Source organism: Streptomyces sp. NPDC088915, from assembly GCF_044749825.1.
GTDB lineage: Bacteria > Actinomycetota > Actinomycetes > Streptomycetales > Streptomycetaceae > Streptomyces.
On the sequence record NZ_JBIVIR010000012.1, the window covers coordinates 99,962 to 121,835 of the forward strand.

A 21,874-nucleotide genomic window follows, 5' to 3' on the forward strand; every position below is an offset into this window, starting at 1 on the left:
GCCGCCTCCGCCGGCGCCCCCGGGACCGCCCCCGAAGGCCGGGGCGGGGGCCGTGCCGGAGGTCGGGCCGGGCCCCATGGCCTCGAAGGGACCGGCGGGCCGGGTGCTGCCGCGCCAGACGGTCTGGACGCCGTCGCAGAGGTCCAAGGGCCTCCAGGCCCTCTCGGTGTGGACCGAGCAGGTGTCCGGTCTCGGCGAGGACGCCGAACCGTTCGTCGTCCACCACTGGGACACCCAGCAGGGCATGATCGCCGTGTTCGACGGCTCGGGCGGCGCGGGCGCCACCCCCACCTGGCAGGGTCCTGACGGCGTCTGGCACACCGGGGCCTGGGTCGGGTCCCGGGTCGCGCGCCTGGCCGCCGACTGCTGGTTCCACGAGGTGGCGCTGGGCACCGAACAGGCCACTCCGGAGAGCCTGCACGAGTACCTGACCTGGTTCCTGGCCAAGGCTCCCCAGCGGCACAGCAAGATCGGCGGCACCATGCGCCGCCGGCTGCCCACCACCCTCGCGGGCGTGCACTACCGCCTCCGCGAGGAAGGTTCCGCGGTCGAACTGCGTCCGCTGTGGGCCGGTGACTCCCGGGCGTACGTGCTCTCCCCCACGAGCGGGCTGCACGTCCTCACCCGGGACCACACCCGGGAGAGCGACGCCCTCGAACTGCTGCGCACCGATCCGCCGATGACCAACGTGGTGTGCGCGGACCGCGAGTTCACGGTCGACACGCAGCACATCGCCTCGTTCGCGCTGCCCTGTGTCCTGGTGGCCGCCACGGACGGCTACTTCGGCTACGTGCACACCCCCGCCGACTTCGAGTACCTGCTCCTGAGCACCTTGCGCGAGGCCGGCAACGAGTACGAGTGGGCGGATCTGCTGCGCCGCGAGGTGCAGGCGTACACCGGGGACGACGCCTCGCTCGCCCTGCTGGCCCTGGGTCACAAGGACTTCGCCCACGTGCGGAACGTCTACGAGCGGCGCTTCGCCGACCTCGCCGACCGGTACGTGCGGAGCCGTCCCGGAATCCTCGACCGCGCCGGGGGCGGGGGGCCGGGAAGCCCGGAGGAGGAGCGCGAGGACCACGCCCGCGTCCGTGCCTGGCAGGACCAGAGCTGGCGGTCCTACCGCGCCGGATACGAGACCTACCTGCCGCCCGCGGCCGAGGAGTACCGATGAAGAAGGGCGACACGATCGCGGGCTACCGCATCGTCACCGATCCCACCAACGCCAACGGCGGCAAGTGCATCTGGGCCTTCGCGGAGAAGGACGGGGGACAGTACTTCATCAAGCAGTTCCTCGAACCCAAGCGCCCGCGCGACGACGCCGCCGACTCGAAGAGCGTGCGGATCCGCCGCGAGGTCGCCCGGGAGTTCGAGCAGCGCCACCGCAGGATCATGAAGCGGCTGCGCCCGGACACGCTCGGCGGCGGCAACCTGGTCCTCGCCACCGACTTCTTCCACGAGGGCAGCACCTACTACAAGGTCACGGAGCGGATCGACACCTCCAGCCTGGAACGGCCGCAGAGCCTCGAACCGCGCCAGAAGACGGTGCTGCTCAAGACCCTCGGGTCGAGCCTCAAGCAGCTCCACGACACCGGCACCGTGCACGGGGACCTCAAGCCGCTGAACGTGCTGGTCCAGAAGCGCGAGGACGCCGCCTTCCACTCGGCGAAGCTGATCGACTTCGACGACTCCTACGACTCCGGGAACCCCCCGAACCCCGAGGACATCTCGGGCGACTCCGTGTACGGCGCCCCGGAGTGGCGGCGCTACCTCCGGGGCGACGGGGCGGCCGGTCCGAAGGACCTCACCTGTGCCGTCGACGTCTTCGCGCTCGGGCTCATGACCCATCTGTACGTGGCGGGGGACCTGCCCTCGTACGACGCGGGGTTCGGCTCCCCGGCGGACGCCGTGAACGCCGGGGAGGAGCTCCGGCTCGACACGCGCCTCTCCGACGAACTGCTCGACCTGCTGCGCCGGATGACCTCCGCCGACCCGCGGGCGCGCCCGGACGTCGCCGCCTTCCTCACGGCGCTCTCCGACCCCGGAGTGTGCGTCCTCCAGCACCGCAGGCCGGGCACGACGGCGCCGGGCGCGAAGACGACCGCCCCCGCCTCCGCGCCGGCCCCCGCGCCGGCTCCCGCTCCTCCGGCGGAGGCGGAGGGGCGCCGCACGAGCCGTGTCCGGTCCACTTTCGGACGCCGCAGGGAGGCCGACGCGCCCCCGGCCGCCGCCCCGGTGGCCCCGACCGTCCCCGCGCCCGCGCCGCCGCCCCCGGAGACTCCCGCGGCCCCGGCGGCCGAGGAACCGGCCCCGGCTCCGGGCGCGTCCCGCGTCCGCATCAACCTCGGCGGCCGCCGCGGCGACCGCCGCACCCCCTGACAAGGAGAGACACCCATGACCGACGCCCGCGGGCAGTACCAGGGAAATCTGCAGTACGCCGTCGACATCGCCCTGTGCATCGACGCCACCGGCAGCATGCACCCCGTCCTCGACACGGTGAAGTCGAGCGCCCTCCAGTTCCACCAGCGCCTCGACGACGTGATGGCCAAGAAGGGCAAGTCCATCAGCCAGCTGCGGCTGAAGGTCATCGCCTTCCGCGACTTCGGCGACGACCCCTCGGACGCCATCGAGGAGACCGACTTCCTCCACCTCCCCGCCCAGGCGAAGGAGTTCGAGCGGTTCGTCAGCGGGATCGACGCGGGCGGCGGCGGCGACATCCCCGAGTCCGGCCTGGAGGCGCTGGCGCTCGCGATCAACTCCCCCTGGGAGACAGGGCTCGACCGCAGGCGCCATGTCATCGTGATGTTCACGGACGCCCCCGCGCACGCCCTCGGGACGGTCGGCGCGGACGCGTCCACGTACCCGGCGCACATCCCCCGCAGCATGGACGACCTCTTCGAGCAGTGGGGCTACGCCCGCAGCCAGACCTCGGTCATGGAGCAGTCCGCCAAGCGGCTCGTGCTCTTCGCGCCGGAGGAGGCCCCCTGGTCCGACCCGATCGCCGAGGAGTGGGACCTCACCCTCCACTTCGCCTCCAAGGCGGGCGAGGGGCTGGAGGAGTTCGAGATGGACGAGATCATCGAGACGATCGCGAACAGCCTGTGAGTCTGGAGTGGGACGGCTTCCACCTCTCCCTGGACCGTGAAGGGCTGGTCTTCGCCTGGTCGGGCGGGTACATGAACGCCGGGGTGACGAAGTGCGTCTCGGCCGCCGTCCTCCCTCCGGGGGACGCGGACGGGCGGCACCGGCTCGTCTTCCGGTTCCGGTTCCCCGGCGCCGCCGCGGGGGCCGAGTCCGCCGTGGTCCGCGCCGATGTGCCTCCCGGCATGGTGGGTGCGGTCCAGCGCTTCGTGGACCTGCTCTGGAGGGAGTACTCGGTGCCGAACCGGGAGGAGACGGAGCCCGGGCACGGAGGCGGGGAGGGCCCGGAACCGGAACCGGAACCGGAGCCGGAGGCGGAGGCGGAAGTGGGGGCGGAGGCGGTCCCGGCGGGCGAGGCCGAACTGGAGCGGGTTCCCGACGCTCCCGGCTGGATCGTCAGCCCCGCCGGACCGGGATCGGAAGAACTCTTCCGGGACGTGATGACACGCCCGGCGCACGGCGACCGCTAGGAGGGACGACAGGGGTGGCGGGCTCGGCCAACTGGAAGTGCGCGGACTGCGACAGCAACAACGGACCGAAGGACCCGGCCTGCGGCATCTGCGGGTCGACCCGGCGGGCCCCGATGCCGCGGCCCGCCGCCCCGCCGCGCCCCGCGGCCAGGCGCCCGTCGCCCGAGCGCCCGTCCGGCGACTGGCGGTGCACCGTCTGCCGGGCCACCAACGGCGCGCGGAACCTCAGCTGCGTCGGCTGCGGCAAGAGCTGGAAGACGAGCGGCGGCCCCGTGCCCGGGAAGAAGACGGCCGCGAAGAAGACGACGTCCGGACCCGCCGCCCCGAAGAAGCCGACCGCCTCGAAGGCCACGGCGCCGAAGCCGACGTCGTCCGGGACGGCGTCGAGGCCGGGCTCCGCGAAGAAGGCGGCTCCCCGGAAGACGGCACCGCCGCGCACCGGGAGCGGGACGGGCGGCCGGCCGACGGGCGTCTTCTATCCGCCGCCGGGTGGCACCGGCTACACCCCGACGCCGCCGCGCACGACGGCCCCGCCGCCGTACACCCCGCCCCCGTACACCCCGCCGCCGTACCGGAAGCCGGCGAAGAAGTCGCGCGGCTGCCTGTTCAGCTGCCTCGGCGTGGTGGTCGGGCTCCTGCTGCTGGGGGGCGTGCAGAGTTTCGTCGTCGGAGCCCTCGACTCCGGCGGCCCGGACGACGCGGAACCGACGGCGAAGCCGACCGGGACCGGCGCCGCGTGCCCGTCCCGGATCGCGTCCGCGCTGCCGAGCGGCGAGGGAGCCACGCTGGTCGACGCGTTCCGCACGGACGATCACCGGATCACCCTCTGCCGCACGAAAGCCGGGAAGCTCTACTACTACGGCGAGTTCAGGGACGGGCGCGAGGCGGGCATCGCCATGCCGGCGAAGAAGACGAGCGACGGGTACGAGGCGAACAACCGCCCCTACCGCTACGTCATCAGCGGCGACACCGTCAGCATCTACAAGTCGGGCTCCCGGATCGGCCGGAACGAACTCACCCCGGAACCCTCCCCGAGCTGAGCCTCCCTCCGTCCGGTCACCACGTCGAGGGCGTGGAACCAGGGCGCGAAACGCTCCCGCATCTCGTCGCCGTCCAGGTCGTGGCCGTAGTCCAACGTCCGCAGCCACGCCTCGGCCAGTGCCTCGGCGCCCACCGCGCCGAGGAAACGCGCGTCGCCGAACCAGGGGGCGGCGCCCCACGCCACGTCGGGCCGCACACCGGTGACCGAACCGAGGGCCGTCACCGCGTCGTCCATGTTCCCTTCGAGGAAGAAGAAGTACGCCCGCGCCGACACAGCGCTCAGGAGCCGCCGGTGCGGAGGCCATCGCCCCCACCGGAAGCTTCACCGCGCCCACCGGGCTTCCGCCGCAGTGCGCCATCACACCGGCGAGACCGACTCCCGCCGCCACCGACCGATTCGACATGGCCGGGGGATACCCGTGGGCAAAGCTTCTGTGCGCACTCCCGCCCGGGCGGCGGGTGCCGTCGGCGCGCACACGGCACGGGGACGGCCGAGGGGCACTCCCGTCCTCCGCCCACTCCGGGCGGGCGGCGCGGGAGGGCCCCGTCGTCCGCTCAGCCCTCCGTCGGCTCCAGCCGCAGCGAGATCGAGTTGATGCAGTACCGCTGGTCCGTCGGGGTCGGGTAGCCCTCGCCCTCGAAGACGTGGCCCAGGTGGGAGCCGCAGCGGGAGCAGCGGACCTCCGTGCGGACCATGCCGTGGGTGCGGTCCTCGATCAGTTCGACCGCGTCGGAGTCCTTCGGGTCGTAGAAGGACGGCCAGCCGCAGTGCGACGGGAACTTCTCGTTCGAGGTGAACAGCTCCGCGCCGCACGCCCGGCAGGAGTAGACGCCCTTGGTGGTGGTGTCGGTGTACTCGCCGCGGAAGGCGGGCTCGGTGCCCGCTTGACGCAGCACCTGGTACTCCGCCGGGCTCAGCTCCGCACGCCACTGCTCGTCCGGCTTCTCGACGTCGTACGCCATGGGCTCGCTCCCTCTGCTCCGCACTACTTCGACAGGTGGTCCAGGATGCGCGGGCCGAGGTCCGTGACGTCGCCCGCCCCCATGGTGAGAACGAGATCGCCGGGGCCGGCCATTCCCTCGACGATCTCGGGCACGGCACCCTTGTTGTGGACGGGCGTCACGTCGGCGCCGGCCTTCCGGGCCGCCTCGACGATCAGCTCGCTGGTGACGCCCGGGATCGGGTCCTCGCGGGCCGGGTAGACGTCGAGGACGACGGAGGCGTCCGCGAGGGCCAGCGCCTCGCCCATCTCCTCGCCCAGCTCCTGGGTCCGGGAGAACAGGTGCGGCTGGAAGACGACGAGCAGGCGGGCGTCCCCGGCGGCGCCGCGCATGGCCTCCAGGTCGGCGGTCATCTCGGTGGGGTGGTGCGCGTACGAGTCGATGACCTGCACGCCCTTCGCCTCGCCCTTGAGCTGGAGGCGGCGGCCGACGCCGGTGTAGGCGGTGAGGGCCTGGGCGAGCTCGGCCGGGTCGATGCCGACGCGGGCGCCGGCGGCGAGCGCGGCGGCGGCGTTGTGGGCGTAGTGGCGGCCGGGGACCGAGACGGTGAAGGTGTGCTCGGTGCCGTCGAGCTCGACGGTCACCTCGCTCTTCATGCCGTTCGGGACGATCTTCAGGATCCGGGCGTCGGAGTCCTCGGACTCGCCGACCGTGACGATCTCCAGGCCCTCGCGGTCCGCGACCCGGCGGGCCAGCTCGCGGGCGCCGGCGTGCTCGCCGACAACGAGGGTGCCGCCGGGGCGGATCTTGGCGGTGAAGGCCTCGAAGGACTCGTAGATCTCGTCCAGGGAGGCGTAGTTCGCGTGGTGGTCCAGCTCGACGTTGAGGACGATCGCGACCTCGGGGTCGTACTTCTGGAAGCTGCGGTCGCTCTCGTCGGCCTCGGCGACGAAGACCTCGCCGTCGCCGTGCCGGGCGTTGGTGCCGGGACCCGCCAGGTCGCCGCCGATGGCGTACGAGGGGTCGAGGCCGAGGTGGCCGAGGGCGACGGCCAGCATGGAGGTGGTCGTGGTCTTGCCGTGCGTGCCGGCGACCGCGATCGCGCGCAGGCCGTCCATGAGGGAGGCGAGCGCGTCGGAGCGGTGCACGACCGGGATGCCGAGCTCGGCGGCGCGGGCCAGCTCGGGGTTGTCGGCGCGGATGGCGCTGGAGACGACGACGGCGGAGGCGTCGTCGGCCAGGTGCTCGGCGGCGTGGCCGATGTGCACGGTGACGCCGAGGGCGCGCAGGGCCTCGGCGGTCGCGGAGTCCTTGGCGTCGCTGCCGGCGACCTTGGCGCCGCGCTGGGCGAGGATCTTCGCGATGCCCGACATCCCGGCACCGCCGATGCCGATGAAGTGCGGCCGGTCCATGGCGGCGGGAATGGCGGGTGCCATGCGGATCTCTCCCCGAGGTGTTTCGTTGCGCGTCGTCGCGCGTCGTCGGCTGGAAGTCCCCAGCCTAGTGGCTTCCTCCGGACGCGCCCGGCAGGGCACGGCCGGGCCCGCGCCCCCTGCACGGAGCGCGGGCCCGGCCGTCACCGCCCGGTCACTCGCTGTGCGCGAAGAGCTTCAGGACGGGGACGCCCACCTTGTGGCGGGCCCGGGAGGCCCAGTCGCGGTGGAAGAACTCCTCCACGTAGTGCGGCGCGGTGAGGACGATGACCTCGTCCGCCCCCGCCTCCTCGACGACCGCCTTCATCTTGTCGAGCGGGTGGTCCTCGACGACCTGGCCGACCGCCTCGCAGCCGGCGTCCCTCAGGGCCCGGAGCGAGTGCTCCAGGGCCTGTTCGGCGGGGGGCCGGGCCTCCTTGCCCTCCGGTTCCTCGCCCTCGCGGGCGGCTTCCCTCAGTTCGCCCATGGCGACGTCGTCGATGGCACGCAGCAGTACATCGGCCTGGTCACCGCGCGGCTGCATCAGGACGATGAAGGACACGCCCTCGTCGCCGTGCAGCGTGGTGACGAATTCCACGTCGACGGACGTCAGGGGCTTCTCGATCATCAGAACGCTTGTGAACACTTCGGGAGCCCTTCTGCGGAAACCATCCTTCCCCGTGTTCGCACGGGGTCTGCGACAGTAAGTGTGCCCGGCGGACAGTAAGCGGAACGACGAATTCCGCTTTTTTCAGGACCGAAGGTAGCGGGTGAAGAGGAAGCCGTCCCGCTCCAGGACGGAAGCCACCCGGAAGCGTGTCGGGACGGCCACCGGGGGGCCTCCGGCGATCCGCTGGGCGTCTCCGGCCGTCATGGTCGGCGAGATCGTCAGGCACAGTTCGTCGAGGACCCCCGCCGCCACGAACTGGCCGAGCAGCCGGGGCCCGCCCTCGGTGAGCTGGCGCCGCAGTCCGCGCTCCGTCAGGGCCGCGAGCGCGCGGGCCGGGTCGACCCTGGTCCCCTCGCCCGCGAACAGCACCTCGGCCCCCGCCTCCCGGGCCGCCCCGACCCGCTCGGCGGGCGCCCCGCTCCCGGTGAGGACCAGGGTCGGCACCAGCGGCGCGGTGAAGAGCGGAAGCGAGAAGTCCAGGTCGAGTGAGGCGCTGACCACGGCGATCACGGGGGCCGGGCCCTGTCCGGCGGCGGCCCGGCGCTCCGCGAAGGCCTCCCGCGCCCGGGCGGGGCGGTAGCCCTCCAGGCGTACGGTCTCCGCGCCCACCACGATCACGTCGGCGAGCCCGCGCAGGGTGCCGAAGATCCTCATGTCGGTCTCGGAGGAGAGCGGCTGGGAGCGCCCCTCGTGCTGGCCGGCGCCGTCGAGCGAGGAGACCATGTTGGCCCGCAGCCAGGGGGCGTCGCCCTCCGGGTAGGCGTAGGCGTCGGCGAGCGCGTCGAGGGACCAGTCCCCGCCCTCCCCCTCCGTCCCGGCCCCGCCCTCCGTCCCAGCCCCGCCTTCCGTCCCGGCCCCGTCGGCAGGTCCGGCGGATGCGGCAGGTCCGGCGGGTGCGGCAGATCCGGCAGGTCCGGCGGGTGCGACCGGCACGGCCGGTCCGGCTGTCATGTCCGTCACAGGAAACAGGCGTCGCATCCAGGCAGTCTGACATGGCGCTTACAGTGGGGAACTGTGTCGACCCGTGCCCTCACCGAAGCCGTCCCCTCCGCCGCGGCCCCGCTCTCGCTCTGCTCCCGAGAGCCCCGCGTCCCCGCCGAGCGCCTCGTCGCGGAGATGGTGCCGCCGCCGCGCTTCGACTCCGTGCGCTTCGACACGTACATCCCGGACCCGAACCAGCCCAGCCAGACGCAGGCGGTCGAGGTCCTGAGCGGCTTCGCCGAGGGCCTGGGCGGGGCGCACGCCTCCGGCGCCGGGAAGCGCCGCTGGTTCGCGCGGAAGCCCGCCGCCCCCACCGGGCCGCGCGGGGTCTACCTGGACGGCGGCTACGGCGTCGGCAAGACCCACCTCCTCGCCTCGCTCTGGCACGCGACCCCCGCCGAGCCCGCCCTGAAGGCCTTCGGCACCTTCGTCGAGCTGACCAACCTGGTCGGCGCGCTCGGCTTCCAGCAGACCGTGAAGACCCTGAGCGGGCACCGGCTCCTGTGCATCGACGAGTTCGAGCTCGACGACCCGGGCGACACCGTCCTCGTCTCCAGCCTCCTCGGCAAGCTGGTCGAGTCGGGCGTGGCGCTCGCCGCCACCTCCAACACGCTGCCCGGCAAGCTCGGCGAGGGCCGCTTCGCCGCCGCCGACTTCCTCCGCGAGATCCAGGGCCTCTCCGCCCACTTCCGGCCGCTGCGGATCGACGGCGAGGACTACCGCCACCGGGGCCTGCCCGAGGCCCCCGCGCCCTTCTCCGACCAGGACGTCACCGCGACCGCGTACGCCACGCCGGGCGCCTCCCTGGACGACTTCCCGCACCTGCTCGACCACCTGGCCAGGGTCCACCCGAGCCGGTACGGCGCCCTGACCGACGACCTCACGGCCGTCTGCCTCACCGACGTGCGGCCCGTGCCCGACCAGTCGACCGCGCTGCGGCTCGTCGTCCTGGCCGACCGGCTCTACGACCGCGAGATACCCGTCCTCGCCTCCGGCCTGCCCTTCGACCGCCTGTTCAGCGACGAGATGCTGAACGGCGGATACCGCAAGAAGTACTTCCGGGCGATCTCGCGGCTCACCGCGCTCGCCCGCGACGCGAAGGGGCTCGTCGCGCAGTAGCTTGGGGGCCGTACCCGATCGATCGAAAGGGATCCACCATGGCCACCGTGCGTCACGCCCACACCGTCTGGCAGGGCGACCTCCTCAAGGGCTCCGGCACCGTCTCCCTCGACTCCTCCGGCATCGGCTCCTACGACGTCTCCTGGCCCGCCCGGTCGGAGGAGCCGAACGGGAAGACCAGCCCCGAGGAGCTGATCGCCGCCGCGCACTCCTCCTGCTTCTCGATGGCCCTCTCCCACGGGCTGGCCGGCGCGGGCAACCCGCCCACCCGCCTGGAGACGAAGGCCGACGTCACCTTCCAGCCGGGCGAGGGCATCACCGGCATCCACCTGACCGTGCGGGGCGAGGTCCCGGGCCTGGACGCGGACGGCTTCCGGGCGGCGGCGGAGGACGCGAAGAAGAACTGCCCGGTCAGCCAGGCCCTGTCGGGCACGACCATCACGCTCGACGCCGAGCTGGCCTGATCCCCTCCTGACGCGGGGTCAGGAACTGCGCCACGCGCGGAAGTTGCGGCCCGCATGGTTCACGCGCCACCGGAGCGCGTGATACACACGTGCGGGTCGCACGTCACACAGGCAACACGTGACGCGACGGAGTGTCACCACCTGTCCGCCAACAGGGGAGCCCGTTGCCCATGTCCGCAACACGACGTCAGATCCTGTCCCGCACCGGCGCGTCCGTCGCCGGGATCGCCTTCACCGGCGCCCTCTCCGAGCTCTTCGCCGGAAGCGCCGGCGCTGCTCCCGGCGACCGTCCGCCCCGGGGAGGCTACGGCCCCCTCGTCCCCGACCCCCGCGGTCTCCTCGACCTGCCGGCCGGTTTCCGCCACAAGGTCCTCTCCCGGCAGGGCGACCCCCTCCGCTCCGGCGAGGGGCCCGTCCCCAGCAACCACGACGGCATGGGCGCCTTCCCCGGTCACCGGGGCCGGGTGCACCTGGTCCGCAACCACGAGAACAAGGCCACCGGGAAGATCGGCGTCCCGACCGTCCCCGGCCTCACGTACGATCCGGCGGCCAAGGGCGGCTGCACGGTCCTCGAACTCGACGGGCGGAACAATGTCCTCGGCGAGCGGGTCGCCGTCGCCGGCACGGCCGTCAACTGCGCCGGCGGGCCCACGCCCTGGAACACCTGGCTGACCTGCGAGGAGACCGAGGACCGGGCCGGCACGAACGGCTACACCAAGGACCACGGCTTCATCTTCGAGGTCGACGGCGCCGACCCGCGCCGCACCGGAGCCGTCCCGCTCACCGCCATGGGCCGCTTCCAGCACGAGGCGATCGCCGTCGACCCGCACAGCGGCGTCGTGTACGAGACGGAGGACGCCTTCGACCGCCCCTTCGGGCTCTTCTACCGCTTCCTCCCCCGCAAGCCGCTCGGCGGTACGGGCTCGCTGCGCGCGGGCGGCGCCCTGGAGGCGATGCGGGTGCCGGGCGTCCCCGACCTCTCCGCGGTCCAGGAGACCGGGACGCGCTTCGAGGGCGTCGAGTGGGTCCCCGTACCGGACCCGCTGGCGGCCGGGACGCCCATCCGCTTCCAGGATTTCGGGCCGAAGGGCATCACGCACGCGCAGAAGCTGGAGGGCTGCTACTGGGGCGGGCGGGCCGTCTACTTCGTGTCGTCGTTCGCCCGGACCGGGGACGGCTCGGCGGCCGCCCACTTCGGCCAGGTGTGGAAGTACGAGCCGCACCGGCGCCGGCTCACCCTCGTCGTCGTCTTCGGCCCGAGTACGGACATCCAGCTGCCGGGCGAGTCGCCGGACAACATCTGCCTGGCGCCGACCGGGGGCCTGATGGTCTGCGAGGACGGCGGGGGCGTGCAGCACGTCTTCGGGGTGAGCGAACGCGGCGAGGTCTACCCGGTCGCCCGGGGGAGGCAGAACATCGGTACGCCCGACGCCCCGGAGTGGGGCGAGTTCGCGGGGGTCACCTTCTCCCCGGACCGGAGCACGATGTACGTCAACTGCTACGCGCCCGGGACGACGTTCGCGGTGACGGGCCCCTGGCGCCACTGACCGGCCGGCTTTCCGGGGGCGCGGCCCGCCCCCGGAAGTCGCGGGCGCCCCGGTTGTGGCGGAGGATCGGGGGAAGGCGGGCGGGACTGCGGAAGGAGCGCGAGATGCCGAAGAAGAGCGGCGGGAAGAAGCGGCGCGAGGAGCGGGAGCCGGTCCTGCGTGACGTGCTGCGCGTGCCCGTGGGCGAACCGGTCGACCTCACCTCGTACGACGCCCGGGGCGTCCCGGCGGGCCCCGCCGACAAGGCGGCCGGGGTGGCCGCCACCGCCGAGCTGGGGCCGCGCCTGGCCGACCTCCAGGAGCGCCTGTACGCGTCGAGCACCGCCGGGGACCGGCGCAGGCTGCTCCTGGTCCTCCAGGGCATGGACACCAGCGGCAAGGGCGGCACGGTCAAGCACGTGATCGGCTTCCTCAACCCGTCGGGCTGCCGGGTGCGCGGCTTCAAGGCCCCGACGCCGGAGGAGAAGGAGCACTCCTTCCTCTGGCGGATCGAGAAGGCGCTGCCCCTGCCGGGCGAGATCGGCATCTTCGACCGCTCGCACTACGAGGACGTCCTCGTCCCGCGCGTCCACGACCTGGTCTCCCGCTCCGAGATCAAGCGCCGCTACCGGCAGATCAACCACTTCGAGAAGTCCCTCGCGGACGACGGGGTGACGGTCGTCAAGGTCTTCCTGCACCTCTCGTACGAGGAGCAGCGCGCCCGGCTCCTCGCCCGGCTCGACGACCCCGACAAGCACTGGAAGTTCACCACGGGGGACATCGAGGAACGGGCCCTCTGGCCGGACTACCAGAAGGCCTACGAACTGGCCCTGGAGCGCTGCGGGACGGACGCGGCCCCCTGGCACGTGGTCCCGGCGGACCGCAAGTGGTACCGGAACTGGGCGATCAGCAAGCTGCTCCTCGAACACCTGGAGGCGCTGGACCCGAAGTACCCGCCGGGCGACTTCGACGTGGAGGAGAGCCGGAAGCGGCTGCTGGCATCGTGACCGGCGCCGCTTCCGGGCGGGGTTAGGCGAGCTTCACGTGGTCGCCCCACCAGTAGTTCTCCGGGACGTTCCACGAGCGCAGGGGCGTGCCGAACCTGCCCGCCGCATCCGGCTTGAAGGTGTAGAAGGCGGCCCGGCCGTCGCTGTAGCCGTAGAAGGCGGACACGTCGGACCGGCCGTTGCCGTCGTAGTCGCCCGAGGCGATCTGCACGTTCTCGATCCACCAGTTGCCGGGCTCCGTCGTCCACGACTTCACGGGGTTCCCGAAGGTGCCGTCCGCCGCGGTGGCGAAGGTGAAGAGGGAGATCGTGCCGTCCTCGTAGCCGTACATCGCGGCCACGTCGGCACGTCCGTTGCCGTCGTAGTCGCCGGCGGTGAGCTTGACGTTCTTCCCCCACCAGTAGTTCTCCGGCACGTTCCACGACTTCACGGGGCTCGCGAAGCCGCCGTCCGCGCCCGACTTGAAGGTGAAGAGCGCGGCGCGGCCGTCGTTGTACCCGTAGAACGCGGCCACGTCGTCACGGCCGTTGCCGTCGAAGTCGCCCGACGCCAGCTTGACGTTCTCGCCCCACCAGTAGTCCTCCGGCACGTTCCAGGAGCGCAGCGGAGTGCCGAACAGACCCGAGGCGTCGGACTTGAAGGTGTAGAGAGCGGCCCGGCCGTCGCTGTAACCGTAGAACGCGGCCACGTCGTCACGGCCGTTGCCGTCGAAGTCGCCCGACGCGAGCTGCACGTTCTCCGGCCACCAGTTCCCCGGGGCCGTCGTCCAGGACTTCACCGGAGCCGAGAAACCGCCGTCGGCCTTGGACAGGAACGTGAACAGCGCGACCGAACCGTCCGCGTAGTCGTACATCGCGGCCAGGTCCGCACGCCCGTCGCCGTTGAAGTCGCCGGCCACGGGCTTGATGCTGCGGTGGGTCCAGTTGCCCGGCGTCGTGGTCCAGGACTTGACGGGGACGGCGAACCCGCCGTCGCTCTTGCCGAGGAAGGTGAAGAGGGCGACGGAACCGTCGGCGTAGCCGTAGAAGGCCGCGTTGTCGTCCCGGCCGTCGCCGTTGAAGTCCGCGTTCACCCGGGACGCGGCGTCGTCCCGCCAGGCGGGTTCGGCGGGCTCGGCGGGTTCGGTGGGGAAGGGTTCGGCGGTGTCGGAGCCCAGGCCCGCGCGGGGACCGCAGGTGGGCCAGGCGCGTTCGCCCTGGCCGGCGAGGACCTTCTCGCCGATGAGTATCTGCTCCTTCTTGGTGGCCAGGTGGGGGTAGGTCGCGTAACGGCTGCCGCCGTAGTCCTTCCAGGTGCTGAGCTTGAACTGGAGGCCGCCGTAGTAGCCCGTCCCCGTGTTGATCGACCAGTTCCCACTGCTCTCGCACTGGGCGACCTTGTCCCAGGTGGCGACCGACGCGGCGAGTGCGGACGGTGCCGGCAGCAGGGTCGTCGCGCCGAGGAGCAGGGCCGCCGTGAGCGCGCCGCGTGCCGTCGTACCGAGGTGTGTGCGTTTCATGTCGTCCCGTCTCGTCATGTCGTCTCGTCTCATCGAGAAGGGCGGCGGCACGGAGAGGTGCCGCCGCCCGGGATCGGTGCCGGTTCAGCCGAGCTTCACGTGGTCGCCCCACCAGTAGTTCTCGGGGACGTTCCACGAGCGCAGCGGGGTGCCGAACAGGCCCGAGGCGTCGGACTTGAAGGTGTAGAAGGCGGCGCGGCCGTCGCTGTAGCCGTAGAACGCCGCCACGTCACCGCGGCCGTTGCCGTCGTAGTCGCCCGAGGCGATCTGGACGTTCTCGATCCACCAGTTGCCGGGCTCGGTGGTCCAGGACTTCACCGGGTTCTCGAACGTGCCGTCCGCCCGGGTGGCGAAGGTGAAGAGGGAGACGGTGCCGTCCTCGTAGCCGTACATCGCGGCCACGTCCGTGCGTCCGTTGCCGTCGTAGTCGGAGGCGGTGAGCTTGACGTTCTCGCCCCACCAGTAGTTCTCCGGCACGTTCCACGACTTCACGGGGCTCGCGAAGCCGCCGTCCGCGCCCGACTTGAAGGTGAACAGCGCCGCGCGGCCGTCGCTGTAGCCGTAGAACGCGGCCACGTCGTCGCGCCCGTTGCCGTCGAAGTCGCCCGAGGCCAGCTTGACGTTCTTGCCCCACCAGTAGTTCTCGGGGACGTTCCACGAGCGCAGCGGGCTGCCGAACAGACCCGAGGCGTCGGACTTGAAGGTGTAGAGCGCGGCCCGGCCGTCGCTGTAGCCGTAGAACGCGGCCACGTCGTCACGGCCGTTGCCGTCGAAGTCGCCCGACGCCAGCTGCACGTTCTCCGGCCACCAGTTCCCCGGCGCCGTCGTCCACGACTTCACCGGGTCCGAGAAGCCGCCGTCGGCCTTCGACTTGAACGTGAACAGCGAGACCGAACCGTCCGCGTAGTCGTACATCGCCGCCAGATCCGCACGCCCGTTGCCGTCGTAGTCACCCGCCGTCAGCTTCACGCTCTTGAACGTCCAGTTCCCCGGCGGACGCGTCCACGACTTCAACGGAGCGTCGAACCCACCGTCCGCCCGCGCCAGGAACGTGAACAACGCCACCGACCCGTCCCCGTACCCGTACAACGCCGCCACGTCGTCCCGACCGTCACCGTTGAAGTCCGCGTTCACCCGGGAGGCCGCGTCCTCGCGCCACTCCTCGGGCGCGGGTTCCGGAGCGGTGGCGGGGGCGACGTCGACGTAGTTGCGGTCGATGTTGAGGGAGACCCCGCCGTGCGTCTCGCCCACGTCTCCCGCGTACTGGTGCACGCGCCGCTTGCCCGACCAGTAGGAGGCGCCCGGCAGGCCCATCGAGCCGTTGGAGACGTCCGCCGCGCCGTTCCAGTTGGCGACCCAGAGGACGTCGGGCTTCGCGTAGCGGGTGTTGTTGTGCAGGGCCGCCATGTCGCCGGAGTTCTGGACGTTCACGTACACGCCCGGGCGGAAGCCCAGTTCGCGGACCCGCGCGTTGTAGCCGGAGAGGTAGTCGAGGACGCGGGTGCGGTAGGTCGCGGAGGGGTAGGGCTCCATGTCCGTGTACAGCACGGTCTGGGCCGCGAATCCGAGCGCCTTGGCCCTGTCGACCGCGCCCTCGGCGGACTCCCTGCCCTGGGCGACGGCCTCGCCGGGCGTGATCCCCCTGGCCTGGAGGCCGGCGTAGATCGGGATCATGTGCCAGCCGTCGGCCGTGCGGTCGGACACCCATCCGGCGGTCAGGTTGGGCTGGGCGCAGACCCTGGTCGGGCCGCCGATGTAGATGCCGACGCCCTGGTAGGGCGAGGACTTCCACGCCTGCATCAGGCTCGCGGAGGGAGCGGCACAGGCGTCGAAGGCCTTGCCGGTGTATCCGGTGCTGGGGGTCTCGGCCGCCGCCCTCGCGGCCGCCAGGCGGGGGGCGGGGAGTTCGCCGGGGACCGCCGCGGGGCCGGTGCGGCCCGAGCCGACGACGCGGGAGACGGTGTCGGGGGTCGTGCCGTAGACGGCCGTGACGAGCAGTCCGGCGCCCTCGGCGGACAGGAGGACCTCGTGCTCCGCGTTGCCCGCGAGGCGCGTCGGAAGGGGCTGGCCGGCCGGTACGCGCAGGACGGACGAGGGGTCGGTGACGGTGGCCCCGGAGAGGGGCTCCACCACCAGGGCGTCGGTCCGCTCGCCCACGGCGTCGGCGGGGCAGGACTGCTGTGCCCCGGGGTGGCCGAGGTAGAGGGCGGCCGTGTCGAACCGGACGCACGTGCCGGGCGACTTCTCCAGGTCGACGACGCGCCAGTGCGCGGGGACGTCGAGGTGGAGCCCGCGGTACTCCACGGGCTTGGTGTCGGCGGCCGGCGCGGGCGCTCCGGAGAGCTGCGGGGAGGCGGACGCCACGGAGACGGACGCGCCGGACAGCGCGAGGGCCGTCAGCGTGGCGGCGACGACACGGCGTCCGCGGGGTTTTCGGACGTCGTGTCCGGAGAGGGTGCGCATGGCGGGATTCGCTTTCGGGGTACGGGGACGGGCCGGGAGGGACCAGGGGGTGCGAGGCGCGGAGCCGCCGGGCGGCTCCGTCGGGATGCGGGCGGGGCCGCCGGAGTGCGGGCGGCCCCGCCGGGGTACGGGCGGGCCGGACTGCGTGCGTCCGGCCCCGCCCGGGTCAGCCGAGCTTGACGTGCTCGCCCCACCAGTAGTTCTCCGGGACGTTCCACGAGCGCAGCGGGCTGCCGAACTCGCCGGAGGCGTTGGGCTTGAAGGTGTAGAGCGCGGCGCGGCCGTCGTTGTAGCCGTAGAACGCCGCAACGTCCGAGCGGCCGTTGCCGTCGTAGTCGCCCGAGGCGATCTGGACGTTCTCGCCCCACCAGTAGTCCGCGGGCACGTTCCAGGACTTGACCGGGCTGTTGAAGGTTCCGTCGGTCTTGGTCCTGAAGGTGAACAGCGCGGCCCGGCCGTCGCTGTAGCCGTAGAAGGCGGCGGCGTCCGCCCGGCCGTCGCCGTCGTAGTCGCCGGCGGTCAGCTTGACGTTGGAGAAGGTCCAGTTGCCCGGCTCCGTGGTCCACGACTTCACCGGCGCCACGAAGCCGCCGTCCGTCTGGGACTTGAAGGTGAACATCGAGACCGTGCCGTCCTCGTACCCGTACATCGCGGCCAGGTCGTCGCGGCCGTTGCCGTCGAAGTCACCGGCGGCGAGCTCGACGTTCTCGCCCCACCAGTAGTTCTCGGGGACGTTCCAGGAGCGCAGCGGGGTGCCGAACTCGCCGGAGGCATTGGGCTTGAAGGTGTAGAGGGCGGCGCGGCCGTCGCTGTAGCCGTAGAACGCGGCCACGTCGTCACGGCCGTTGCCGTCGAAGTCGCCCGACGCCAGCTGCACGTTCTCCGGCCACCAGTTCCCCGGCGCCGTCGTCCACGACTTCACCGGGTCCGAGAAACCGCCGTCGGCCTTCGACTTGAACGTGAACAGCGAGACCGAACCGTCCGCGTAGTCGTACATCGCGGCCAGATCCGCACGCCCGTTGCCGTCGTAGTCACCCGCCGTCAGCTTCACGCTCTTGAACGTCCAGTTCCCCGGCGGACGCGTCCACGACTTCAACGGAGCGTCGAACCCACCGTCCGCCCGCGCCAGGAACGTGAACAACGCCACCGACCCGTCCCCGTACCCGTACAACGCCGCCACGTCGTCCCGACCGTCACCGTTGAAGTCCGCGTTCACCCGGGACGAGGTGTCCTCCTTCGGCTCCTCCGGCTCCGGGACGGGGTCGTCCACGATGTTCTTCAGGCGCACCGGGGAGAAAGGCCCGTGGCCGCTGTAGTAGGGATAGGGGATGATGCGGTGGTGAACGCCGCTGGGGGTGAACTCGTAACCCCAGTAGGCGGTCTTGTCGCTGTTCGTCCATTCCTCGAAGAGAACGATGTGGCCTTCCGCGCCGCCGTCGTCGTCCAGCAGCGCGTCACCGGGCTTGAGTTCGCCCTTCGATATCCACTCGGCCGTTCCGGGGACGAAGTTCGGGGTCGCCAGCGAGCTGCTGAGCCCCCACGCCATGGAGACGTAACCGGAGCAGTCCATCCGGTAGCCCTTGTAATAGTTCGTCCAGCTGTAGTCCAGGCCCTTTCCGACCCAGGACTTCGCCCGCGCGATGACCTCGCTCCGGGTGATCTCCGCCGCGGCGGTGAGGCTGCGCTGGGCGGAGTCCCTGCGGAACTCCGTGGGGACCGGGGTGACCTTGCCCTGTCCCGCGCCCGGGTAGTCGGCCCTGCCCGCCTCCGCGGCCGGGCGGCTGTCGGCCGGCCCGCCCTGCTGGGCGAACGCGCTGCCGGTCGCGCCGAGTCCGATGGCCGTGGCCGCGCACAGGGCGACGGTGAGCCGGCGGCTGTTCCTGGTTCCGGTCATTTTCTGCCTTCCGAAAGATCGGGTCTGCATTCCGCAGGAGAAGTGAAGCGGAGGGGTTTCGGAGAGAGTCGGGAATTCACTCACTGCCAGCCGAGCGTGGCCTTGACGACCGGGCTGTCCGCCATGGCGCTGGTGCTGAAACCGGCAAAGGCGAAAGCGAGGAAGAGGGTGACGGCAAGGCGGGCACGCAGCACGGCTGAATCCTTTGCGGGAGTGAGTGGGTTCGTCGATCCGAAATGCGGATGACTGGATACTGCACGAGGCCGTGGTGCCGGTGAAGAACATCGCGCTGTCCGCATCGGGACACGTCCGCTTGGGGACATCACCGCCGCCGTGTCCGCCGGCGCACGTCCCTAGGGGGTGCCTTGTCGATCGGGCCGGGCTCGCGGCGTCCGGCACGATCGACAAGACACCCCCTAGAGTTCCAGGAGGGGCCAGACCAGTACGGCACCGCAGGAGACGGTGACGTATCCCCAGGCGGGCCGCAGGCTCAGCGCGCGGGAACACACCGCGGCGGCCGCCTCCTCGGCGACGGCGAGGCTCTCCGCCCGGACGAACAGGCCGACCACGGCCTCCCGTCCGGAGACGTGGTGCACCGTGACGTGTTCCACGCCGTCGTCCGGGGCGACCGTGGCGAGGATCTCCCGCGCCGCCTCCGGGGCCGGCTCGCCGTCGACGGGACGGCGCAGCCGTACATGGATCAGATACATCCCTCGATCTTCGTGAGCCGCTCCGCCCGTGCCTCCGCTCTCGGATGTCCCGAAGCGGCCAAGGCCGCAATCGGACACTTCAGCACGCACTTCGGCCACAGAAGCAACAAGAAGGAACACGTCGTGTGATGATTCCTGCACGTATCTATGGGGGGTACACACATGCTCGACGCACTGGGAATCGACACGCGAACAGAAGGCATCTATCGGATGCTGCTTCAGCACACCGACTGGGGGGTCGCGGAGCTGGCGGCCTCCCTCTCGCTGGCCGAGGCGGACGTACGGGAGGCGCTGGACCGGCTCAGCGAGCTGTCGCTCCTGCGCCCCTCCGCCACGGAGCAGACCAGGCTCCACCCGGTCAGCCCGGAGCTGGCGATGGAGTCGCTGCTCGCGCGCCAGCAGGCGGAACTGCTCGCACAGCAGCAGAAGCTGGAGGCGTCCCGCGCCGCCGCCGCCCAACTCATCGCGGACTGGGTCGGTTTTCAACCGATGACGGACTCGAGCGGCGTGGAACTGCTCGTCGGGGTGGACCGGATACGCGATCGGCTGGCCGAGCTGAGCCGCCACATCGAGCACGAGGTCATGGCGTTCGTCCCGGACGCGCCCGACGCGAAGAACATCGAGGCGGCCAAACCGCTGGACTCCGAGCTGCTGGGCCGGGGGGTGCGCATGCGCACCCTGTATCCCGAGTCCCTGCGCAACAACCCGGCCGGGACGGAGTACGCGAAGTGGCTCGCGTCGGCGGGGGGCGAGGTGCGCACCACCCCCGACGTCCCGGTCCGCATGACCGTCATCGACCGGCGCGTCGCCGTCCTGCCGGTGTACGGGGAGAACAGCGGGCACAGCGCGGTGCTGCTCACGGGGGACGGGGCCCTCACCGCGCTGTGCGCCCTGTTCGACCTGGCCTGGGGGCGGGCCGATCCGCTGGGCACCGCGAGGGCGCGCGACGAGCGAGGGCTCACGTCCCAGGAGCGCGAGACGCTCCGGCTCCTGGAACACGGGCACACCGACGAGACCATCGCGAAGCGGCTCGGCATCTCCAGCCGCACCACGCGCCGGGTCGTGGCCGGAGTCATGGACATGCTGGGGGCGCGGAGCCGCTTCCAGGCCGGGGCGCTCGCCGCGCAGCGGGGCTGGCTCGACGCCGGAGCGGCCCCGCGCGCATGGGACGGTCCTCCGGAAGTACGTGACGCTCCGGCCGCCGACCACTCCGCCTGAGGCCGCGTCGAACGGAACGGGGCCGGAGCGCGGGGCGCGGGGCACGGGGCCCGGCGTGTGGACTCGGGCACCGCCCCCACCAAGGAACGGGCTTTAAAGCCTTTGATCGTATAACTTCCGCACGTGAACGTTTCTGTGCGAAAAATGGCGGTACTCGGCCTGCTCGGCGCCGCCCTCGTCGGCTGCGGCGAGGGCGGCGCCCCGCAGGCGGCGAGCACCCCGGACGCCGTGAGCACCCCGGCGGCGGTCGGCACGTCCTCGCCCCGCGCGAGCGCGAGCACCGCCGCCCGCCCCAAGCCCGGTGCCGAACCCGCCGCCGCGCCCACCATGGCGCCCGGCCCGAACGGGCTCACCCCCGTCTACACGCGCCGGGCCGCGAGCTCCCCGAAGGGCGCCGAGAAGGTCGTCGCGCTCACCTTCGACGCCGACATGACGGCCGACCAGGGACCGAGGGCCGCGCGCGGCGAGCGGTTCGACAACCCGGAACTCATCGCGACCCTGCGCCGCCTGAAGGTGGACGCGACCGTCTTCATGACGGGCCGCTGGGCGGAGGAGTACCCCGACCAGGCCAAGTCCATCGGCGGCGACCCGCGCTTCGAGATCGCCAACCACTCGTACAGCCACTACGCCTTCGCGTCCCCCTGCTACGGCCTGCCCACCGTCGCCGGGCCCGACATGGCGGCGGACGTGCAGCGCGCCTTCGACGCCTTCCGGGACGCCGGGGCCCTCAACGTCGTCCCGTACTTCCGCTTCCCCGGCGGCTGCTACGACGACGCGGCCCTGCGCGCCCTCGGTCCCGCCGGGGTGACGGCGGTCCAGTGGGACGTGGTCAGCGGGGACGCCTTCGCCAAGGACGCGGACGCGGTCGCCGAGCAGGTGCTCGACGGGGTGAAGCCCGGCTCGCTCGTGGTCATGCACTGCACCCGCAGCGCCGCGCCCGTCACCGAGCGGGCGATCCGCCGGATCGTCCCGGAGCTGCGGGCCCGCGGCTACCGCTTCGTGAAGGTGTCCGACCTCATGCGCGGCTGAGGGGCCTCAGCCGGAGCAGGCCGTGCGCTGGGCCTCCTGCCACTCGCACACCGGGCAGAGCGTGATGCCCTTGGCCGACTCCGGGTACTCGGTCGGCTCCTGGCACAGCACGCAGGCCGCGAACGGCCCCTCGGCCGCCGGTTCGGGCCTCGGGGCGGGCTCGGGGGCACAGTACGACGCGGACACGGATGCGGACGCGGGCGCGGTCTCGGTCATGTGTCCGAGCGTACTCCCGGCGCGCTCACTCCAGGCGTGCCGTGGCAGCCGTTCCCACGAGGACCGCTCGTCACGA

General features: G+C 72.1%; 21 protein-coding genes. 11 read left to right on the forward strand and 10 right to left on the reverse strand.

Features of this window, described 5'->3' with window-relative positions:
• Positions 1–76: 76 nt before the first annotated feature.
• The 5 genes from ACIP5O_RS22490 to ACIP5O_RS22510 are packed head-to-tail and all read left to right on the forward strand — an operon-like array spanning position 77 to position 4,648.
• The gene (locus tag ACIP5O_RS22490; RefSeq protein WP_401296008.1) at positions 77–1,171 is read left to right on the forward strand and encodes a serine/threonine protein phosphatase; all 1,095 of its coding nucleotides are present in this window, start codon (positions 77–79) and stop codon (positions 1,169–1,171) included.
• Positions 1,168–2,376: a lipopolysaccharide kinase InaA family protein gene (locus ACIP5O_RS22495; protein ID WP_401296011.1), complete on the forward strand. Its 1,209-nt coding sequence runs from the start codon at positions 1,168–1,170 to the stop codon at positions 2,374–2,376. Before ACIP5O_RS22490 ends, ACIP5O_RS22495 begins: the two co-directional genes overlap by 4 nt.
• A gap of 15 nt (positions 2,377–2,391) precedes the next feature.
• Complete coding sequence (locus tag ACIP5O_RS22500) at positions 2,392–3,102, forward strand: vWA domain-containing protein (protein ID WP_401296014.1); 711 nt, start codon at positions 2,392–2,394, stop codon at positions 3,100–3,102.
• Entirely contained in the window at positions 3,099–3,608 is a 510-nt protein-coding gene (locus tag ACIP5O_RS22505) for a hypothetical protein (protein ID WP_401296017.1), read from the forward strand. The genes ACIP5O_RS22500 and ACIP5O_RS22505 overlap by 4 nt, the downstream gene beginning before the upstream one ends.
• Positions 3,609–3,622: 14 nt before the next feature.
• Positions 3,623–4,648, forward strand: coding sequence for a hypothetical protein (locus tag ACIP5O_RS22510; RefSeq protein ID WP_401296020.1), 1,026 nt, complete (start codon positions 3,623–3,625; stop codon positions 4,646–4,648).
• Here the strand turns inward: ACIP5O_RS22510 and ACIP5O_RS22515 are convergent.
• From ACIP5O_RS22515 to ACIP5O_RS22535, 5 genes are all read right to left on the reverse strand, one after another.
• Positions 4,588–4,923 carry a hypothetical protein gene (locus tag ACIP5O_RS22515; RefSeq protein WP_401296023.1) on the reverse strand — a complete coding sequence of 112 codons (336 nt, stop codon included), beginning with the start codon at positions 4,921–4,923 and terminating at the stop codon, positions 4,588–4,590. The two genes, ACIP5O_RS22510 and ACIP5O_RS22515, sit on opposite strands and share 61 nt — an antisense overlap.
• Before the next feature lie 281 nt (positions 4,924–5,204).
• Positions 5,205–5,612 (reverse strand): peptide-methionine (R)-S-oxide reductase MsrB, encoded by a 408-nt coding sequence (gene msrB, locus ACIP5O_RS22520; RefSeq protein WP_401296026.1) that lies wholly within the window; start codon positions 5,610–5,612, stop codon positions 5,205–5,207.
• A 23-nt stretch (positions 5,613–5,635) separates the two neighbouring features.
• Positions 5,636–7,027 carry a UDP-N-acetylmuramate--L-alanine ligase gene (gene murC / locus ACIP5O_RS22525; protein WP_125659481.1) on the reverse strand — a complete coding sequence of 464 codons (1,392 nt, stop codon included), beginning with the start codon at positions 7,025–7,027 and terminating at the stop codon, positions 5,636–5,638.
• A gap of 151 nt (positions 7,028–7,178) precedes the next feature.
• The gene (locus ACIP5O_RS22530; protein ID WP_401296030.1) at positions 7,179–7,649 is read right to left on the reverse strand and encodes an indole-3-glycerol phosphate synthase; all 471 of its coding nucleotides are present in this window, start codon (positions 7,647–7,649) and stop codon (positions 7,179–7,181) included.
• Between the two features lie 105 nt (positions 7,650–7,754).
• Positions 7,755–8,651 carry a pyrimidine reductase family protein gene (locus ACIP5O_RS22535; RefSeq protein ID WP_401296033.1) on the reverse strand — a complete coding sequence of 299 codons (897 nt, stop codon included), beginning with the start codon at positions 8,649–8,651 and terminating at the stop codon, positions 7,755–7,757.
• A gap of 36 nt (positions 8,652–8,687) precedes the next feature.
• On the opposite strand from ACIP5O_RS22535, the gene zapE reads away from it, so the two are divergent.
• From zapE to ACIP5O_RS22555, 4 genes are all read left to right on the forward strand, one after another.
• The gene (gene zapE / locus ACIP5O_RS22540) at positions 8,688–9,773 is read left to right on the forward strand and encodes a cell division protein ZapE (RefSeq protein ID WP_401296036.1); all 1,086 of its coding nucleotides are present in this window, start codon (positions 8,688–8,690) and stop codon (positions 9,771–9,773) included.
• 38 nt (positions 9,774–9,811) lie between these two features.
• Positions 9,812–10,237: an OsmC family protein gene (locus ACIP5O_RS22545; RefSeq protein WP_125667333.1), complete on the forward strand. Its 426-nt coding sequence runs from the start codon at positions 9,812–9,814 to the stop codon at positions 10,235–10,237.
• A 170-nt stretch (positions 10,238–10,407) separates the two neighbouring features.
• Positions 10,408–11,784 carry an alkaline phosphatase PhoX gene (locus ACIP5O_RS22550; protein ID WP_401296041.1) on the forward strand — a complete coding sequence of 459 codons (1,377 nt, stop codon included), beginning with the start codon at positions 10,408–10,410 and terminating at the stop codon, positions 11,782–11,784.
• Positions 11,785–11,888: 104 nt separating this feature from the next.
• Complete coding sequence (locus ACIP5O_RS22555; RefSeq protein WP_401296044.1) at positions 11,889–12,770, forward strand: polyphosphate kinase 2 family protein; 882 nt, start codon at positions 11,889–11,891, stop codon at positions 12,768–12,770.
• 22 nt (positions 12,771–12,792) lie between these two features.
• On the opposite strand, the gene ACIP5O_RS22560 is transcribed toward ACIP5O_RS22555, so the two are convergent.
• The 4 genes from ACIP5O_RS22560 to ACIP5O_RS22575 all read right to left on the reverse strand — a co-directional run bounded on the left by ACIP5O_RS22560 (position 12,793) and on the right by ACIP5O_RS22575 (position 19,335).
• Positions 12,793–14,268, reverse strand: a complete 1,476-nt coding sequence (locus ACIP5O_RS22560) for a transglycosylase family protein (protein WP_401296047.1) — start codon at positions 14,266–14,268, stop codon at positions 12,793–12,795.
• 84 nt (positions 14,269–14,352) lie between these two features.
• The gene (locus ACIP5O_RS22565) at positions 14,353–16,731 is read right to left on the reverse strand and encodes a glycoside hydrolase domain-containing protein (RefSeq protein WP_401296050.1); all 2,379 of its coding nucleotides are present in this window, start codon (positions 16,729–16,731) and stop codon (positions 14,353–14,355) included.
• A 166-nt stretch (positions 16,732–16,897) separates the two neighbouring features.
• On the reverse strand, positions 16,898–18,625 hold the full coding sequence (locus ACIP5O_RS22570) for an FG-GAP-like repeat-containing protein (protein WP_401296053.1): 1,728 nt from the start codon (positions 18,623–18,625) through the stop codon (positions 16,898–16,900).
• 416 nt (positions 18,626–19,041) lie between these two features.
• Complete coding sequence (locus ACIP5O_RS22575) at positions 19,042–19,335, reverse strand: hypothetical protein (RefSeq protein ID WP_401296056.1); 294 nt, start codon at positions 19,333–19,335, stop codon at positions 19,042–19,044.
• 162 nt (positions 19,336–19,497) lie between these two features.
• Between ACIP5O_RS22575 and ACIP5O_RS22580 the strand changes: the two genes are divergently transcribed.
• Together ACIP5O_RS22580 and ACIP5O_RS22585 are read left to right on the forward strand one after the other, a co-directional pair.
• Positions 19,498–20,553 (forward strand): LuxR C-terminal-related transcriptional regulator, encoded by a 1,056-nt coding sequence (locus tag ACIP5O_RS22580; protein ID WP_401296059.1) that lies wholly within the window; start codon positions 19,498–19,500, stop codon positions 20,551–20,553.
• Between the two features lie 144 nt (positions 20,554–20,697).
• A complete protein-coding gene (locus tag ACIP5O_RS22585) occupies positions 20,698–21,582 on the forward strand; it encodes a polysaccharide deacetylase family protein (protein WP_401296272.1) in 885 nt (294 codons plus the stop codon).
• Between the two features lie 6 nt (positions 21,583–21,588).
• Here the strand turns inward: ACIP5O_RS22585 and ACIP5O_RS22590 are convergent, their stop codons facing one another.
• Positions 21,589–21,798, reverse strand: a complete 210-nt coding sequence (locus ACIP5O_RS22590; RefSeq protein ID WP_401296061.1) for a hypothetical protein — start codon at positions 21,796–21,798, stop codon at positions 21,589–21,591.
• Between the last annotated feature and the right edge of the window lie 76 nt (positions 21,799–21,874).

Bases quoted from the DNA above. Each gene is read 5' to 3' on its own strand.
- ACIP5O_RS22490 (WP_401296008.1), top strand. From the start codon at position 77: ATGGCCTCGAAGGGACCGGCGGGCCGGGTGCTGCCGCGCCAGACGGTC.
- ACIP5O_RS22570 (WP_401296053.1), bottom strand. From the start codon at position 18,625: ATGACCGGAACCAGGAACAGCCGCCGGCTCACCGTCGCCCTGTGCGCG.
- ACIP5O_RS22495 (WP_401296011.1), top strand. From the start codon at position 1,168: ATGAAGAAGGGCGACACGATCGCGGGCTACCGCATCGTCACCGATCCC.
- msrB (WP_401296026.1), bottom strand. From the start codon at position 5,612: ATGGCGTACGACGTCGAGAAGCCGGACGAGCAGTGGCGTGCGGAGCTG.
- ACIP5O_RS22500 (WP_401296014.1), top strand. From the start codon at position 2,392: ATGACCGACGCCCGCGGGCAGTACCAGGGAAATCTGCAGTACGCCGTC.
- ACIP5O_RS22545 (WP_125667333.1), top strand. From the start codon at position 9,812: ATGGCCACCGTGCGTCACGCCCACACCGTCTGGCAGGGCGACCTCCTC.
- ACIP5O_RS22575 (WP_401296056.1), bottom strand. From the start codon at position 19,335: ATGTATCTGATCCATGTACGGCTGCGCCGTCCCGTCGACGGCGAGCCG.
- ACIP5O_RS22565 (WP_401296050.1), bottom strand. From the start codon at position 16,731: ATGCGCACCCTCTCCGGACACGACGTCCGAAAACCCCGCGGACGCCGT.
- ACIP5O_RS22560 (WP_401296047.1), bottom strand. From the start codon at position 14,268: ATGAAACGCACACACCTCGGTACGACGGCACGCGGCGCGCTCACGGCG.
- ACIP5O_RS22585 (WP_401296272.1), top strand. From the start codon at position 20,698: ATGGCGGTACTCGGCCTGCTCGGCGCCGCCCTCGTCGGCTGCGGCGAG.
- ACIP5O_RS22535 (WP_401296033.1), bottom strand. From the start codon at position 8,651: ATGCGACGCCTGTTTCCTGTGACGGACATGACAGCCGGACCGGCCGTG.
- murC (WP_125659481.1), bottom strand. From the start codon at position 7,027: ATGGCACCCGCCATTCCCGCCGCCATGGACCGGCCGCACTTCATCGGC.
- ACIP5O_RS22590 (WP_401296061.1), bottom strand. From the start codon at position 21,798: ATGACCGAGACCGCGCCCGCGTCCGCATCCGTGTCCGCGTCGTACTGT.
- ACIP5O_RS22555 (WP_401296044.1), top strand. From the start codon at position 11,889: ATGCCGAAGAAGAGCGGCGGGAAGAAGCGGCGCGAGGAGCGGGAGCCG.
- ACIP5O_RS22580 (WP_401296059.1), top strand. From the start codon at position 19,498: ATGCTCGACGCACTGGGAATCGACACGCGAACAGAAGGCATCTATCGG.
- ACIP5O_RS22550 (WP_401296041.1), top strand. From the start codon at position 10,408: ATGTCCGCAACACGACGTCAGATCCTGTCCCGCACCGGCGCGTCCGTC.